Origin of the sequence: Polynucleobacter sp. AP-Elch-400A-B2 (assembly GCF_018688355.1) — a bacterium.
Classification (GTDB): Bacteria; Pseudomonadota; Gammaproteobacteria; order Burkholderiales; family Burkholderiaceae; genus Polynucleobacter.
Map to the genome: position 1 here is coordinate 1,580,000 of NZ_CP061317.1, position 15,880 is coordinate 1,595,879.

The 15,880-nt window shown below is 47.2% G+C and carries 14 protein-coding genes and 1 pseudogene; 1 reads left to right on the forward strand and 14 read right to left on the reverse strand.

The window, feature by feature from the left end:
* Window positions 1-2: 2 nt before the first annotated feature.
* Window positions 3-1,271, forward strand: a complete 1,269-nt coding sequence (locus FD977_RS08185) for a lytic transglycosylase domain-containing protein (protein WP_215304863.1) — start codon at window positions 3-5, stop codon at window positions 1,269-1,271.
* Window positions 1,272-1,289: 18 nt separating this feature from the next.
* Here FD977_RS08185 and cysM read toward each other — a convergent pair whose 3' ends face one another.
* The 14 genes and pseudogenes from cysM to serC form a co-directional block, all read right to left on the reverse strand.
* Entirely contained in the window at window positions 1,290-2,201 is a 912-nt protein-coding gene (gene cysM, locus FD977_RS08190; RefSeq protein WP_215304865.1) for a cysteine synthase CysM, read from the reverse strand.
* A gap of 41 nt (window positions 2,202-2,242) precedes the next feature.
* Complete coding sequence (locus FD977_RS08195) at window positions 2,243-2,638, reverse strand: helix-hairpin-helix domain-containing protein (RefSeq protein ID WP_215304866.1); 396 nt, start codon at window positions 2,636-2,638, stop codon at window positions 2,243-2,245.
* A gap of 97 nt (window positions 2,639-2,735) precedes the next feature.
* Entirely contained in the window at window positions 2,736-3,755 is a 1,020-nt protein-coding gene (gene rfaD, locus FD977_RS08200; RefSeq protein WP_215304868.1) for an ADP-glyceromanno-heptose 6-epimerase, read from the reverse strand.
* On the reverse strand, window positions 3,752-4,681 hold the full coding sequence (gene rfaE1 / locus FD977_RS08205) for a D-glycero-beta-D-manno-heptose-7-phosphate kinase (protein ID WP_215304869.1): 930 nt from the start codon (window positions 4,679-4,681) through the stop codon (window positions 3,752-3,754). Before rfaE1 ends, rfaD begins: the two co-directional genes overlap by 4 nt.
* A 42-nt stretch (window positions 4,682-4,723) precedes the next feature.
* Window positions 4,724-6,088, reverse strand: coding sequence for a UDP-glucose/GDP-mannose dehydrogenase family protein (locus FD977_RS08210; protein ID WP_215304871.1), 1,365 nt, complete (start codon window positions 6,086-6,088; stop codon window positions 4,724-4,726).
* A gap of 46 nt (window positions 6,089-6,134) precedes the next feature.
* Window positions 6,135-7,346, reverse strand: coding sequence for a lipopolysaccharide assembly protein LapB (lapB, locus tag FD977_RS08215; RefSeq protein WP_215304873.1), 1,212 nt, complete (start codon window positions 7,344-7,346; stop codon window positions 6,135-6,137).
* Window positions 7,347-7,454: 108 nt separating this feature from the next.
* Window positions 7,455-7,751, reverse strand: a pseudogene (locus tag FD977_RS08220) (integration host factor subunit beta); the annotation flags it as partial.
* 51 nt (window positions 7,752-7,802) lie between these two features.
* Complete coding sequence (rpsA, locus tag FD977_RS08225) at window positions 7,803-9,476, reverse strand: 30S ribosomal protein S1 (RefSeq protein ID WP_215304875.1); 1,674 nt, start codon at window positions 9,474-9,476, stop codon at window positions 7,803-7,805.
* Between the two features lie 144 nt (window positions 9,477-9,620).
* Window positions 9,621-10,283, reverse strand: a complete 663-nt coding sequence (gene cmk / locus FD977_RS08230) for a (d)CMP kinase (RefSeq protein ID WP_215304877.1) — start codon at window positions 10,281-10,283, stop codon at window positions 9,621-9,623.
* Between the two features lie 12 nt (window positions 10,284-10,295).
* Window positions 10,296-11,615 carry a 3-phosphoshikimate 1-carboxyvinyltransferase gene (gene aroA / locus FD977_RS08235; RefSeq protein ID WP_215307105.1) on the reverse strand — a complete coding sequence of 440 codons (1,320 nt, stop codon included), beginning with the start codon at window positions 11,613-11,615 and terminating at the stop codon, window positions 10,296-10,298.
* 8 nt (window positions 11,616-11,623) lie between these two features.
* The gene (locus FD977_RS08240; RefSeq protein WP_215304879.1) at window positions 11,624-12,505 is read right to left on the reverse strand and encodes a prephenate dehydrogenase/arogenate dehydrogenase family protein; all 882 of its coding nucleotides are present in this window, start codon (window positions 12,503-12,505) and stop codon (window positions 11,624-11,626) included.
* A 32-nt stretch (window positions 12,506-12,537) separates the two neighbouring features.
* Window positions 12,538-13,668, reverse strand: coding sequence for a histidinol-phosphate transaminase (gene hisC / locus FD977_RS08245; protein WP_215304880.1), 1,131 nt, complete (start codon window positions 13,666-13,668; stop codon window positions 12,538-12,540).
* The gene (gene pheA / locus FD977_RS08250; RefSeq protein WP_215304882.1) at window positions 13,665-14,759 is read right to left on the reverse strand and encodes a prephenate dehydratase; all 1,095 of its coding nucleotides are present in this window, start codon (window positions 14,757-14,759) and stop codon (window positions 13,665-13,667) included. The genes hisC and pheA overlap by 4 nt, the downstream gene beginning before the upstream one ends.
* The gene (serC, locus tag FD977_RS08255; protein ID WP_215304884.1) at window positions 14,759-15,856 is read right to left on the reverse strand and encodes a 3-phosphoserine/phosphohydroxythreonine transaminase; all 1,098 of its coding nucleotides are present in this window, start codon (window positions 15,854-15,856) and stop codon (window positions 14,759-14,761) included. The genes pheA and serC overlap by 1 nt, the downstream gene beginning before the upstream one ends.
* Window positions 15,857-15,880 lie beyond the last annotated feature (24 nt).

Genomic DNA, 15,880 nt, shown 5'->3' on the forward strand with positions numbered 1-15,880 from the left:
CCATGAATTTTCGCTTCTCCTATCTTGCTTCAACACTATTAGTAGCGCTATTACTTAGCGCCTGCTCCAGCACACATGTTCAGCAAGTTAGCCCTACAGAGACTATCGTAAACCAGTCTGAGGATGATGCGACAGAAGCCCGTTTTAGCCAAAACCTCAACCAATTAATCGCTCAAATTGCTCAAACCCAGGGAATCCCTCAGGCAAGCCTTGAATCAGGCTTCTCAGATGCTAAAACAATTCCGTCCATACGCAAATTGGTATTACCCCCGTCGGGCAACTTCAAAAAGAATTGGGTGGCCTATCGCAAGCGCTTTATTGAGCCAGTTCGCTTGAAGGCTGGCAAGGCTTTTTGGGAGCAAAACCAAGCATTCCTCAGTAAAGTTGAACAAGAATCTGGAGTTCCAGCTGAAGTCATTGTCTCCATTATTGGTATTGAAACGATCTATGGCCGTCAAACTGGCAATTTTCGAGTGAAGGACGTGCTTTCTACCTTGGCCTTCAGCTATCCCGACACCCCTAATAAAGAGAGTAGAGAGCAACTGTTTAAAGATCAGCTTCAAGAACTCATCCTCATGTGCTGGACTGAGGGCGGTGGCAGCTTGCCGGCAAATAATAGTAATCAAGGCTTGAGTCCATCTCGCTTTAATAGCTGCCTCAATCAAAATAGCTCTTATGCAGGTGCTATTGGCTTACCGCAATTTATGCCTGGCAGCATCCGTAACTTTGCGGTGGATGGCGATGGCGATGGTCGTATTGACCTTAAGCAAAGTCCTAAAGATGCTATCGCTAGTGTGGGCAATTTTATGAAAAAACATGGCTGGCAGCCTGGTATGCCGATTTACTTCCCGGTACAGGAAGCGGCGATCAGCGAAGCAAGAGTCCTAGCTGATGGTGAGCCTCAACTCAAATACACTATTCAAGAACTCATTACAAAAGGCATCCTCATCAATGAGCAAGGCGACCTTCAGTCTGGTGGCGTTGAGCCACAAAGTAAGGCTCTCATTGTTGATCTTTCTTACCCCGATAAAGATGACAACGATCAGGTGCGCTATGTTGTTGGCTTAAACAACTTCCTGACGATTGTGCAATATAACCGCAGTTACTTTTACGCGCAAAGTATTGCAGAGTTTGCAGAAGCTCTGGGCTACAAGAACCAAAGCGTAGTGCCGGCAAGTATATCTAAAGCAAAGTCTGAGACAAAGGCGAGCGAATCAGCAAAATCCAAGCCAAAGAAAACTGCCAATAAGAAAAAACCAAGGCAGACTTAATACTGAAGTTTGAATGACTTACGCTGGAAAAACTCCAGTGGATAGATAACGATCACCACGGTCGCAAACGATAAAGACAATCGTGGCGTTTTCTACCTGGCGAGCAATTCGCAAGGCAACTACTAAAGCACCACCAGCTGAAATCCCGCAGAAGATACCCTCTTGGGCCGCAAGGCGACGCGCCATTTCTTCGGCATCTGCTTGGCTTACATACTCTATGCGATCAACCCTATCGCCTTGGTAAATTTTAGGCAAATACTCTGGAGCCCATTTACGAATACCTGGAATCTGCGAACCTTCTTCTGGTTGCGCGCCAATAATCTGGATATTGGGATTCATGGTTTTTAAATAAGTGGAAACTCCTGTAATGGTTCCAGTAGTGCCCATCGATGAGACAAAGTGTGTCACCTGACCATGGGTATCGCGCCATATCTCTGGACCAGTCGTCTCGATGTGAGCCCGTGGATTATCTGGATTTGCAAATTGATCCAATAATCTGCCACGACCTTCCTTCTGCAATTGTGATGCATAGTCACGCGCAAATTCCATGCCACCAGAAGCTGCTGTCAGAATGAGTTCCGCTCCATAGGCAGCCATACTTTGACGGCGTTCAATACTTTGGTTTTCCGGCATTACCAAGACCATCTTATAGCCCAACATTGCAGCAGTCATTGCCAAAGCAATGCCAGTATTACCGCTGGTAGCCTCAATCAGGGTATCGCCAGGTTTAATTTCGCCACGCTCTTGTGCGCGCAGGATCATCGACAGCGCAGGTCGGTCTTTAACCGACCCCGCTGGATTATTGCCCTCCAACTTTCCTAAGATCAGATTATTTTTGGAATCGTTTTCAGCGCCCGGAATGCGTAGCAAACGAACCAGGGGTGTATTACCCACGGTCTGTGAAATAGTTAAGTAAGAGGGTGTGTTCATGAAACCATTTTAGCCATAAGCTAGGCTAGACGTAAAAGGGTTTAATTTCGGCGACTTGGTTCCGCACGATCCGAATGATGGCGCGCACCACTTTGACCGCGTGAGCCACGTCTGCTAGCCTTTGCGCCCTCTTTATTGGTGCGGCCGTGCGGTTCACGAAAAGAACTTGGTGCCTCAATAGTTAAGCCGTTATCCACCATCTTTTCTACGGATTTCATACCAATGCCACGCACCCGTTTTTGGAGGTCATTGGCATCCTGAAAATGCCCGCCATCTAAACGTTCGGCAATGATTGTTTTTGCCTTAGATGGTCCAATTCCTTTGATACTTTCTAATTCAGACTGGGTTGCAGTATTGACATTGATTGGCGAGGCGGCAGCTAGGCCTGTGACAGCTACAAATACTGAAAACACTAAAGACTTTAATAATTGATTCATTTAATCTCCATCAGTTAATAAAAAATCCACCTACACAAAGTGCAAGTGGATTAGTTACAACGAATAAAGATTCAGTCGGTTGACTACTTTTAGCTTCCTAGAGTGGGCTTGCTAAGAAATCCGTATTAGCTGATAGCCAGGCGATATAACGACTGACACCCTGCTCCACATTGAGGAAGGGTTCCGAGTATCCAGCAGCACGTAGCTTAGTTAAATCTGCTTGCGTGAAGCACTGGTACTTACCTTTGAGCGCATCTGGGAATGGGATGTACTCAATCGCCTTTTCTTTAACCAACTCTTCTAGGCTAGCAGGGTTGGCTTTATCAATTTTGCGCATGGCGTTAGCTACGGCGTGAGCAACATCGTTGAATGGTTGTGCGCGGCCACTACCGAGATTGAAGATGCCACTGATTTCTGGATGATCCAAGAAATACAAATTCACTTTCACCACATCTTCCACTGATACAAAGTCACGACTTTGCTCACCAGCGCCATAACCACCATATTCACCAAAGAGCTTAACTTTGCCGTTAGCTTTGTATTGGTGATACTGGTGGAATGCTACTGAAGCCATGCGACCTTTATGTAATTCACGTGGACCGTAGACATTGAAGTAACGGAAACCAACCACTTGTACAGTATTCGCTTTTTCAGCAAAGCGCTTGCGCATCACTTGATCGAATAGAAACTTGGAGTAGCCGTAAATATTCAAGGGCTTCTCGTGCTCACGACTTTCTACAAATACATCAGAACCACCATAAGTAGCTGCGGATGAAGCGTAGAGCAACTGCACTTTTTGCTCTGTACAGATATCGAGCAAATCCATGGTGTAACGGAAATTATTCGCCATCATGAAGATGCCGTCCGTCTCCATCGTATCGGAGCAAGCCCCTTCATGAAAGACTGCCCTCACCTTGCCAAAGCGACCGCTTCTAAATGCCTCTAGAAACTCGTCTTTATCAAGATAATCAATGATGTCTAGATCAGCAAGATTGCGATACTTATCTGCAGGACGCAAATCATCGACCGCAATAATATTTTTCTCGCCACGCGCATTGAGCGCTTGAACAATATTGGCACCAATAAACCCAGCTGCGCCGGTTACGATAATAGTCATTGCAATTCCTCAGAAGTAACAGTGGCTGTACCTAACTTTCCAACCACAATACCACCAGCCCGATTAGCCAAAGCCATCGCTCTTTCCAGTGGCCAACCAGCTGCCAATGCTACTGCTAGCGTTCCTATAACGGTATCACCCGCACCTGACACATCAAATACTTCGCGTGCCTGCGCCTTCACATGGCTCACACCAGCATCGGTAAACAAACTCATACCCTCTTCGGAGCGAGTGAGAAGAAGCGCCTCGAGGTTTAATGACTTTCTGAGATCTTGCGCTCTCTTGGTGAGATTCTCTTCACTAGTCCATTTACCCACGACTTGGCGGAGCTCGCTACGATTTGGAGTGAGCACAGTAGCGCCACGATATTTAGCGTAGTCGTCACCCTTAGGATCGACTAGGATCATTTTCTTTTGAGCGCGTGCCTGCTCAATCATCAAAGCTACCTGACCTAAGGCACCTTTACCATAGTCAGACAAAATCACCACATCAGCATCACCAACCAACTTCTCATAACGCTCGAGTTTGTGAGCCAAAGCTGCCTCACTTGGAGCTTCCTCGAAGTCCAAGCGAATCAATTGTTGCTGTCTTGCAATGACGCGCAACTTCACAGTTGTCGGCACTTTGCTATCAATCTCCAATTGACTATTAACGCCACTGGATTTTAAGAGATCTGTAACACGTCGTCCTGCCTCATCATCACCAATCACACCCAAAATGGTTGTCTTAGCTCCAAGCGCTGCAACGTTACGGGCAACGTTAGCAGCACCGCCTAAACGCTCATCAATCTTGCCTACCTGAACAACTGGCACTGGTGCCTCAGGAGAAATACGATTCGTATCACCAAACCAATAACGATCGAGCATGACGTCACCCACTACCAATAAGCGGGCTTTAGAAAATTGTTCTCGGTTAGCTTTTTCCACGATATAACCAATCTCTCTAAGGAATTCTTTTTGTACTACTAATTAATTATGACGGCCAATGCCTTGGTACTCAATACCTAATTCTTGCATAGCTTGTGGCTCATATAAATTGCGACCATCAAAGATAATTGGGTTCTTGAGTTTGGCTTTGAGAAGGTCGAAATCCGGGCTACGAAAGGCTTTCCACTCCGTCACGATTACCAAGGCATCGGCACCTTGGGTTGCTACCATGGGATCATCTACCAAAGTCACTTGCTTGAGGCCTTCTGGATTGCCTTTGAAGTCTACTTCAAGACAATGTTTGGCTTCTGGCATCGCTACTGGATCGTGTGCCACGATCTGGGCACCACGCTTGACCAGCTCCTGGATAATGACGCGACTAGGGGCTTCGCGCATATCGTCAGTATTAGGCTTAAATGCCAAGCCCCACATAGCAAACTTTTTGCCAGCTAGATTCTTACCAAATCGTTTTTCAATCTTTTCTACGAGGATGTACTTTTGAGCTTCGTTCACCGCTTCGACAGCATCCAGAATCTTCAAATCACGTCCATGCTCAATAGCAGTTTTAGACAAGGCTGAAACATCCTTCGGAAAGCAAGAGCCGCCATATCCAGTACCAGAGTACAAAAAGCCATAACCAATCCGGGAGTCTGAACCAATACCCTGGCGAACTGCTTCAATATCAGCACCGACTAAGTCAGCCAGATTAGCTAACTCGTTCATAAAAGAGATGCGGGTAGCTAACATGGCATTGGCTGCATATTTAGTGAGCTCAGCGCTCTTCACGTCCATGTAATAGGTGCGCTCGTGATGACGATTAAATGGGGCGTAGAGTTTGCGCATTTGCTCTTTAGCACGCAGACCTGCTGGAGTGCTTTGCGTACCAATCACAATGCGATCTGGGCGCATAAAGTCTTCTACAGCTGCGCCCTCTTTAAGGAACTCGGGATTAGAGACTACGGAACACAGTTCCGATGAGAGACCTCTTTTACTCAGTTCTTCGCTGATGGCAGCAGATACTTTGTCAGCCGTACCGACTGGAACAGTGGATTTATCGACGATCACTTTAGGGGTGGTCATATGACGACCGATATTACGAGCAGCTGCCACAACGTACTGAAGATCTGCAGAGCCATCCTCATCAGGAGGGGTGCCAACAGCAATAAACTGAATATCGCCATGATCGACAGAGGCGGCGATATCAGTAGAGAACTGCAGGCGGCCAGCAGCGCGATTGCGCTCAATCATCTCTATGAGGCCTGGCTCGTAAATTGGCACACCACCTGAGTTGAGAATCTCAATCTTTTTAGAATCTACGTCTACACAAAAGACATTATTGCCCTGCTCTGCTAAGCAAGCGCCAGTAACAAGACCAACGTAACCGCTGCCGATGATGGTGACTTTCAAGATATCTCCAAGTAATTCAGTATTAGATTAGTAATTGCAGCTCAGATTACATTGAGGGGCCACTAGGAACAGCTCCCTCACTTCGTCTTGGAGAGTATGCCTCCCAATAATTACAGCCCGGACACTGCCAGTAAAAACGTCGCGCGCGAAAACCACAGTTACCACAGGTATAACGGGCCAAACTGGTCGTACGCTGCTTCAATAAACTCAATGTTGCCTGTAAATCAGACACTCTCTCTGGCGTGCCATTACTCTCAGCTAATACCAAACGGGTCTCAGCTAATTTTGAGAGAGCACTCAAACTGGGTGAGTGCTGCATCACCTCAACTAGCATCACCTCAGCAGCCTGAGCCCCACGAATTTGGGTCATATGCTTTTGCACAATGTCGAGCAACTCACCAGAGGCTTGGGTTTTGAGCAACTCACATAGCGCACTCAAGCCTGAATCTGCTTTATCAAGCGATGTGTGCGCAGACATCCAGCGATCTGCAAGCAAATGCATATAAGCAGGATGAGTCTTCGCAATGACAGCCCACACCTCGATTGCCTGGGCTGGACGATCCATAGCTATCAAATAATCACCCTGCAAAATGAGTGCACGGGCGTGATGCGGAACCGCTTGTAATGCCAACTGAACAGACTGTTCAACCGCTGGTAAATCTTTACGACGCAATGCTTCTTGACCAAGCTCACAATGAAACTGTGCAATCTCGGTGTGATGTGATTTTCCTTGCAAGGCCTCGAGCTCGCTTGCAGCGATGATGGCTTTTTTCCAGTCCCGCTCAATTTGATACATCTCGAGCAGACTCTCTTTTGCTGGGGCGGCAAACTTGCCTTCACCCACGCGGTTTAATGATGCTTCGGCGCGATCTAATAAACCAGCACGCAGAAAATCACGGCCTAATTCATAGGCAGCGTGATCTCGATCACGTGGCTTTAAGTCATCGCGATTAGCTAGGTGTTGGTGAACTCGAATTGCACGCTCGGTCTCACCGCGACGACGGAATAAATTACCTAAAGCAAAGTGAAGATCGATTGTTTCAGGATCAAGCTGAGCAATCTTGACTAAGGTTTCAATTGCCTGATCAGGCTGCTCATTCAATAAGAGACTCAAGCCCTTAAAGGTTGAACGCTGCTGACGCATGCGCTCACGCTCATCCATGCGATTTTCAAGGCGCAGATCCCAGCGACTAGCCAACCAACCAATGCCAAACATCACTGGTATTAATAACAGCCAGGAGGTTGCGATCTGAATCATGCTGTGCAGAATTTAAATAAAAAAATGGTCCGAATGGACCACTGGATATGTGCTATGTGACTAGGCACCAGAACCCTCTTTAGGGCTCACCTGCTTCAAAGGCTTGTAATCAACGCGCTCACGTAATTCTTTACCTGGCTTGAAATGGGGTACCCGTTTTTCTGGGATCAATACCTTCTCACCAGATTTCGGATTACGACCAGTGCGCGCAGGACGGTGATGCAAAACAAAGCTACCCACACCACGTAACTCAATTCGCTTGCCTTCGGCCAAAGCGTGAGTCATGGTGTCTAGCAATGTTTTTACTGCCAACTCCACATCTCTAGGTAATAGCTGGGGAAACTGTTCCGCCAAGCTCTCCACGAGTTCGGAGCGAGTAATTGCTTGTTGCTCTTGATCTGACATATCTATCAATAAAAAACCGCCGCTCTCCCAATGGAAAGCGGCGATATTGATTTAGCCTTGATTGTCCATTTTTGCTTTTAACAAGGCGCCCAAGTTGGTTGTGCCAGACTGCGCATCACCTTGGAGCTTGCTCATAGCATCTTGTTGATCAGAGCTGTCTTTAGCTTTGATTGAAAGATTGATTGCACGTGACTTGCGATCAATATTAATGATCATTGCAGTTACGCTATCGCCTTCTTTCAATACATTGCGTGCATCTTCAACGCGATCTGTTGAGATCTCAGAAGCGCGCAAGTAAGCTTCAACTTCATCAGCCAAGTGAATGGTTGCACCCTTAGCATCAACAGCCTTCACAGTACCAGTTACAAGGCTACCCTTGTCGCTTACGGATGTGTAGTTATTGAATGGGTCACCAGACAATTGCTTGATACCGAGAGAGATACGCTCTTTCTCAACATCAATGGCCAATACAGTAGCTTCAACTTCATCGCCTTTTTTGTATTTCTTAACAGCTTCTTCACCAGGCTCATTCCAAGAAATGTCTGAGAGGTGAACCAAACCATCAATACCGCCAGGCAAGCCAATGAACACGCCAAAGTCAGTAATAGACTTGATTGCGCCAGTCAACTTGTCGCCTTTTTGTTGGCCACGTGAGAACTCTTCCCATGGATTTGCTTTGCACTGCTTGATGCCCAAGCTGATACGACGCTTGTCTTCATCAATATCCAGAACCATGACTTCAACTTCGGTTCCTAGTGCAGTAGCTTTGCTTGGAGCAACGTTCTTGTTAGTCCAGTCCATTTCAGAAACGTGTACCAAACCTTCGATACCAGATTCGATTTCTACGAACGCGCCGTAATCAGTCAGGTTGGTTACCTTGCCGAATAAACGGGTGTTTGGTGGGTAGCGACGAGCGATACCAACCCATGGATCATCACCAAGTTGTTTCACGCCGAGTGAAACACGATTCTTCTCTTGATCGAACTTCAAAATCTTTGCGGTAACTTCTTGACCAACAGTCAACATCTCGCTTGGGTGACGCACACGACGCCATGCCAAATCGGTAATATGCAAGAGGCCATCGATACCACCGAGGTCCACGAACGCGCCGTAGTCAGTGATGTTCTTAACGATACCTTGAACAACGCTACCTTCTTTGAGGTTAGACATCAACTTCGCGCGCTCTTCACCTTGGCTAGCCTCTACCACTGCACGACGTGACAACACTACGTTGTTACGTTTGCGGTCAAGCTTGATAACCTTAAACTCCATCGTCTTACCTTCGTAAGGGCTGGTGTCTTTGATAGGGCGTGTATCAACGAGTGATCCAGGCAAGAATGCGCGGATACCGTTAACCATGACTGTCAAGCCGCCTTTAACCTTACCGGTAACAGTACCAGTAACGATCTCAGCTTGCTCAAGCGCTTTCTCCAAGTTCATCCATGATGCCAAGCGTTTCGCTTTATCACGGGAAAGGATAGTGTCGCCATAGCCGTTCTCAAGAGCGTCAATAGCAACAGAAACGAAATCGCCAGGAGCTACTTCAATCTCGCCAGCGTCGTTATGGAATTCTTCAACAGGAATAAACGCCTCGGATTTCAATCCAGCGTTAACAACGACGAAGTTATGGTCGATGCGAAGTACTTCAGCCGAAATAACTTGGCCGGTCTTCATATTCGATCGGGTTAATGATTCTTCAAATAGCTCTGCAAATGATTCAGACATTTATATATTCACTTTGTGCCGCCAGAAGGCCTGACGGGTTAGGTTAAAAAAAGTCCCAAGAAACACGCTAAATTAGATAATCGCGTTGTAGAGTTCCTTAAGACGCCAAAACAACTTCTACTACTCTTTACTGCCCGCCAAAAACTAAGCTGTTTTTGATTGATACCAATCTAAAACCGTCTTAACTGCTTGATCTATCGATAATTCCGATGTTTCTAGCTCTTTGGCGCCGTCTGCGACCAACAAAGGTGCGGCACCTCGACTACTGTCTCTGGCATCGCGCTCTTGCAAATCGTGCAACAAGTCTTCTAGTTTAACAGAAATTCCCTTAGCTATCAATTGCTTATACCGACGTTCAGCTCTAGCTTGGGCTGTCGCAGTGAGGAAAATCTTCAAAACCGCATCTGGAAATATCACGCTGGCCATATCGCGACCATCGGCAACTAAGCCCGGAGCAAGCCTAAAACCCTGCTGAACAGCCACTAAGGCCTGCCTAACTTCTGGATGCACCGCTATTGCAGAAGCACGCAAACCAATACTTTCTGTACGAATGGCATCGGTCACATCTTCCGAATTGAGCAGAATTTGGCCATTTTTGAACGAAATCACCAGTTTTTTGGCCAAAATACCCAATTCCGGGCCATTTTGAGGATCAACAGATGCTTTTTCACTCCCCAAAGCAACAAGCCGGTAGAGCGCACCACTATCCAGATAATGAAAGCCCAACTTTTCCGCTACCAAGGAAGCAACCGTCCCTTTGCCAGAGGCGGTGGGTCCATCAATGGCGATGACTGGAGGCAAATTCATCAAAAGCGACTTTTAGGAAACGATCTTTGCAAATTCAGCAAAGTAAGTTGGGAAGGTTTTTGCAACGCAATTGGGATCATTGATCTTGAGCGGATTGGGACCAAAAGCAGCCAAAGAGAAACACATGGCCATGCGATGGTCATCATAAGTATCAATACCCTCATCAGGAGACTTCCAATCAGAAACAGATGATGGCGCTTGCACTACGATGTAATCAGCACCCTCTTCGACAATAGCGCCCACCTTTTTTAATTCTTTTGCCATGGCCGCAATACGATCAGTTTCTTTTACGCGCCAGCTCGCAATATTGTTCAAGCGCGTAGGGCCTTCAGCAAACAAAGCCGCAACAGCTAAAGTCATCGCTGCATCTGGAATCTCTGTGCAATCGATCGTGATGCCATTGAGCTTGCCATTAGCATTCTTAACGCCAGCAACTTCAATCCAATCCTCACCCGAAGAAATCTTTGCACCCATCAGTTCGAGTGCATCAGCAAAAGCCACATCACCCTGAATACTTTGACTACCAACACCTAAGACACGCACTGGTCCATTACCAATCACACCAAGCGCTAAGAAGTAAGAAGCGGAAGACGCATCACCCTCTACCGATATGACCCCAGGGCTTTGATATACCGCACCAGAGGACTTGGCGGGAATCACAAACGACTGGGCATCAGGACAAGTCACCTTGACGCCAAAGCGCGCCATCAGCTTGAGCGTGATGTCAATATAAGGACGGGAAATCAACTCACCAATCACTTCGATCCTGACGGGCTCTTTTGCAACTAAAGGTAAGGCCATCAACAAGGCGGTCAGGAATTGGCTAGAGACATCGCCGCGCACCCTCACAACATCTTTGATTCCAATATCAGCGGCAAGAATCTTGATCGGCGGATAACCTTCTTGTAATTCGTAGTCAACCTTTGCGCCCACTTGGCGCAGACCATCCACTAAATCGCGAATCGGACGCTCATGCATGCGTGGCACACCAGATAAACGGTAGTTACCACCTTGCATTGCAAGAGCTGCTGTTAATGGGCGAATTGCTGTACCCGCATTGCCCATGAAGAGATCTGCATTTTGTATGGGGAACTTACCGCCACATCCTTCAACTACGCAGACCTTATTTTCTTGATCGGTTACCGATAGCCCCAACTGGCGTAGTGCATTACGCATCACCTGGGTATCGTCAGCATCTAGGAGATTTTTAAGGGTTGTTGTGCCTGAAGAAAGGGCAGCTAGTAATAAAGCTCGATTAGAAATGCTCTTAGAGCCTGGCAAGACTATCGAGCCTTGTGCTCGCTTGAATGGTCCAATTTTGATATCCGGCAAGCCACTCATCAAAGCTCATCCAAATCTTGGCGTGCTTTGCTGGCCTTGTTGAATAACTTCTCTAAGCCAGCACCATCATTGTCAGCAATCAATTTACGCATGTGAGTCACGATGAGTAAATATTGATCAAGCTCTTTGAGAACTGCGGTGCGATTACCCAAGCAAATATCACGCCACATCTCTGGGCTCGAAGCTGCAATGCGTGTGAAATCTTTAAAGCCTGCACCCACATGACTGAGCTTTTGATCAGCATCCTCTGAGTTCACAACACTGGCCATCAGTGCATAAGACAAGAGATGCGGCAAATGAGAGACTGCTGCGTAAATTGCATCATGCTGGACACAAGAAATCTTTTTGACAACAGAACCAACTGACTGCCAAAAGCCTTCGATTAAATCGGTATCTTGTGGAGAGTTTTCTTGTAGGGGGCAAAGAATGGTTTGCTTACCCTCAAATAAATCTGCTTTCGCAGCGCTAGCACCATGTTGCGCACCACCTGCAATCGGATGTGCCGGTACAAACTGACAAGCTTTTTTACCCAAGACTTCTTTGGCAGCCAAAATCACATCACCCTTAGTGCTGCCCGCATCGGTAATCATTGTTCTGGGCTCGAGATGAGGTTCGATGGTTTCAAAGGCCGCACGCATCTGGGCCACTGGCACGCACAACACAATCACGTCAGCTTGCTTAGCCGCCTCAGCCAGGTCGACTACAGCATCTATAGCACCCATCTTGAGGGCTTGATCTAGATTTGGGGCACTACGGCCGACACCCAAGACCTGATTGACCATACCTGCTTTTTTTAATGCTAGACCTAAGGAGGCACCAATTAATCCAACACCAACAATCGCGACGGTACCGTAATTACTAGATGGGTTGATGATGGCCATTGGCTTATGAAATTTGTCTAATTAGTAATGAATTACTGCTGAGCCAAAATATCTTTAAGGGCATCAATAAAAGCTGAATTCTCTTCGGGTAAGCCGATGGAAATACGCAACCATTGCGGCAAACCGTAATTGCCAACTGGCCGAACAATGATGCCGCGCTTGAGGAGCTCTAAATTAATACGAGCACCAGCGCCATCATCCTCGCCCACTCTCACGAGCACAAAGTTGCCAGCCGAAGGAAGGTAAGTTAAGTCAAGCGCATCAAATGCTTGCGTTAGTTGAACTAAGCCAGCGCGATTCAATTCAAAACCTTGCTGTAAGAAAGCGGAATCCTGAAATGCGGCGATAGCTGCTGCTTGCGCCAGGCTATTGACGTTAAATGGCTGACGGATACGATTGAGTAAATCCGTCAAGGCAGGCTGAGCCACGCCATACCCGATTCGTAAGCCTGCCAAACCATACGCCTTAGAAAAGCTACGCGACAAAATCATATTAGGAAAGCGCTTCACCCAAGCAATTGCGTCATAGCGCTGCTCTGGGGCGAGGTACTCGTTATAAGCCTCATCCAATACAACCACCACATGAGCAGGCACAGCCATTAAGCAATCTTCGATCTCTTTGGCAGTTAAGTAGCTACCGGTTGGATTATTTGGGTTAGCCACAAACACCAACTTCGCTTTATCACCTGAGGCTTTAATTGCTTGCAACATGGCAGGTAAATCATGGCCATACATTGCAGTGGCAGCCACTTCAATCGCCTTGGCGCCAACAGCTTGTGTTGCCAATGGATAAACCGCAAAGGCATGTTTAGAGAAAATTACCTCATCGCCAGCTTGAGCTACTGCGCGTGCAGCCAACTCCAAAATGTCGTTACTACCATTGCCCAGGGTAATCCAATCCGCCGGAACACCTAAACGCGCTGATAAAACATTCTTTAATTCAAAACCATTGGAATCTGGATAGCGACCTAAGTCACTCGCAGCCTTGAGCATCGCGTCTTGCGCCGACTTTGGCATGCCTAATGGATTCTCATTGGATGCGAGCTTCACAATCTTGTTTTCATCAAGGCCGTACTCACGCGCAACCTCGCTGATGGGTCGCCCACCAACATAGGGCGCTATCGCATGAATATGCTTTAAACCAATGTTAGATTTTGATGTCATGCTGAATGAGGATATGAGCCGAGATTTTTATAAAAAGCAGCTGTCGTTTTTAACTCTTCCAAGGCTTTAGCTACTTTTGCATCTTCAGCATGTCCCGCTACATCAATATAGAAGTGGTACTCCCATGTTCCCTTGCGAGCAGGGCGAGATTCAAAGCGATTCATAGAAACGCCATGCTTAGCTAAAGGCTCCAATAAACGATGTACGGCACCTGGTTGGTTATCTACTGATAGCACCAGAGATGTTTGGTCTTTGCCGGTAGGCTGACACTCGTAAGTACCGACCACCACAAAACGGGTACGGTTTTGTGGATCATCCTGAATCTGTGCGGCTACTGCCTGCAATCCATAAGCCTCTTGCGCAGGGTCTCCAGCAATCGCCGCTAAAGTCGGATCATTGGCGGCCATCCGAGCAGCCTCTGCATTACTGCTCACTGCCTGACGCTTTAAGTGGGGAGCATGCAAACTCAACCATTGCTGACATTGCGCCAAAGCTTGGGCATGAGCACAAACCGTAGTCACGCCATCTAAGCTCCCACTCTTAGTGAGAAGATGGTGACGAATAGCTAGCACCACTTCACCACTAATCCGCATCGGAGAATCTAGAAGCAAGTCCAAGGTTCTTGAAATCGCACCCTCACTGGAATTTTCTACAGGCACAACACCAAACTGCGCCGCGCCCTTCTCTACTGCCTTAAATACTTCATCCAAACTGTTGCAAGGAAGACCGGCAATCGAGTGGCCAAAATAGGTTTGCGCTGCTTGCTCTGAAAATGTGCCTACTGGCCCAAGATAAGCAATTGTCTGACGCGCTTCTAAAGCACGACAGGCAGACATCACCTCACGCCAAATGGCAGCGATACCATCAGGCAACAACGGACCCTTACTGAGTTCCTGTAAACGCGCAACTACTTGACGCTCACGCTCTGGCCTAAACACGGGCGATGAAAACCCACCTTTAATATGGCCAACCTCTTGAGCAGCTTTTGCACGCTGTGATAACAATTCTAAAATCTGCGCATCCAACATATCAATCTTGTCGCGGATTGGCGCTAGGCGCTGTTCTTCGGTACTCTGGTCTTTAGAGCTCATTAGGCACGCCTTTCAAAGTCACGCATAAATTCCACTAAGGCTTTAACGCCCTCAAGCGGCATTGCGTTGTAAATACTAGCGCGCATACCGCCTGCCGCCTTATGACCGCGCAAGGCAACTAAGCCTGATGCATTGGATTGCTCCAAAAACTGGGCATTTAAGTTCTCATCCTTCAAAAAGAATGTGACATTCATTCTGGAGCGATATTCCTTGGTAACGCGAGTCTCATACAAGCTACTTTGATCTAGGAAGTTATAGAGCAAGTCTGCTTTTTCTTGATTGCGTTTCTCAATCGCTTTTACACCGCCTTGCTTCATCAACCACTTAAAGCCAAGACCAGCCATATAGATGGCAAAGGTAGGTGGCGTGTTCAACATGGAATCAGTTGCCGCTTGCTTAGACCAGTCCCAAATCGATGGTGTAATTTTCATACTGTGCCCCATCAGATCTTTGCGAATGATCACAATCGTTACGCCGGATGGGCCAATATTTTTTTGAGCGCCGCCAAACCAAACGCCACACTTTGTGACATCGATTTCTCTAGAGAGCATATTGCTAGAAATATCTGCGACCAATAACTTGCCATTGACATCGGGAACATCGGGGAACTCTACGCCACCAATGGTTTCATTCGCACAGTAATGAACATAAGCAGCATCATCTGATAGCTGCCAACTAGAGCGATCTGGGATCGTATTGAATTTTTCAGCCGCAGAAGAGGCTGCTAGATGAGCAACGCCATACTTGTCCGCTTCTTTATACGACTTTTCTGACCAAATGCCAGTTACTAAAAAATCGGCCTTGGGGCCATTTTTGGCCAAAGGCATCAGGTTCATGGGGATGGCAGCATTCTGACCCAAACCACCACCTTGAAGCATCAATATTTCATAGGAGTCAGGAATGCCCATGAGGGTACGTAAGTCTTGCAGCACTTCCTCATACAAGGCCATGAACTCTTTGCCCCGATGACTGACTTCCATGACGCTGGCGCCCAAGCCCCGCCAATTCAACATCTCTGCAGCAGCCTGCCTCAATACCTCTTCAGGCAAGGTAGCGGGCCCCGCAGCGAAATTGAAAATGCGGCGGTCAAACGTCATGATGAGTTAGTTGACCTTATGTGG

Excerpts from the sequence above, each read along its gene's own strand:
- serC (WP_215304884.1), bottom strand. The coding sequence starts at position 15,856 with ATGACGTTTGACCGCCGCATTTTCAATTTCGCTGCGGGGCCCGCTACC.
- cmk (WP_215304877.1), bottom strand. The coding sequence starts at position 10,283 with ATGAATTTGCCTCCAGTCATCGCCATTGATGGACCCACCGCCTCTGGC.
- cysM (WP_215304865.1), bottom strand. The coding sequence starts at position 2,201 with ATGAACACACCCTCTTACTTAACTATTTCACAGACCGTGGGTAATACA.
- pheA (WP_215304882.1), bottom strand. The coding sequence starts at position 14,759 with ATGAGCTCTAAAGACCAGAGTACCGAAGAACAGCGCCTAGCGCCAATC.
- hisC (WP_215304880.1), bottom strand. The coding sequence starts at position 13,668 with ATGACATCAAAATCTAACATTGGTTTAAAGCATATTCATGCGATAGCG.
- lapB (WP_215304873.1), bottom strand. The coding sequence starts at position 7,346 with ATGATTCAGATCGCAACCTCCTGGCTGTTATTAATACCAGTGATGTTT.
- FD977_RS08185 (WP_215304863.1), top strand. The coding sequence starts at position 3 with ATGAATTTTCGCTTCTCCTATCTTGCTTCAACACTATTAGTAGCGCTA.
- rpsA (WP_215304875.1), bottom strand. The coding sequence starts at position 9,476 with ATGTCTGAATCATTTGCAGAGCTATTTGAAGAATCATTAACCCGATCG.
- FD977_RS08195 (WP_215304866.1), bottom strand. The coding sequence starts at position 2,638 with ATGAATCAATTATTAAAGTCTTTAGTGTTTTCAGTATTTGTAGCTGTC.
- rfaD (WP_215304868.1), bottom strand. The coding sequence starts at position 3,755 with ATGACTATTATCGTAACCGGCGCAGCTGGGTTTATTGGTGCCAATATT.
- FD977_RS08240 (WP_215304879.1), bottom strand. The coding sequence starts at position 12,505 with ATGGCCATCATCAACCCATCTAGTAATTACGGTACCGTCGCGATTGTT.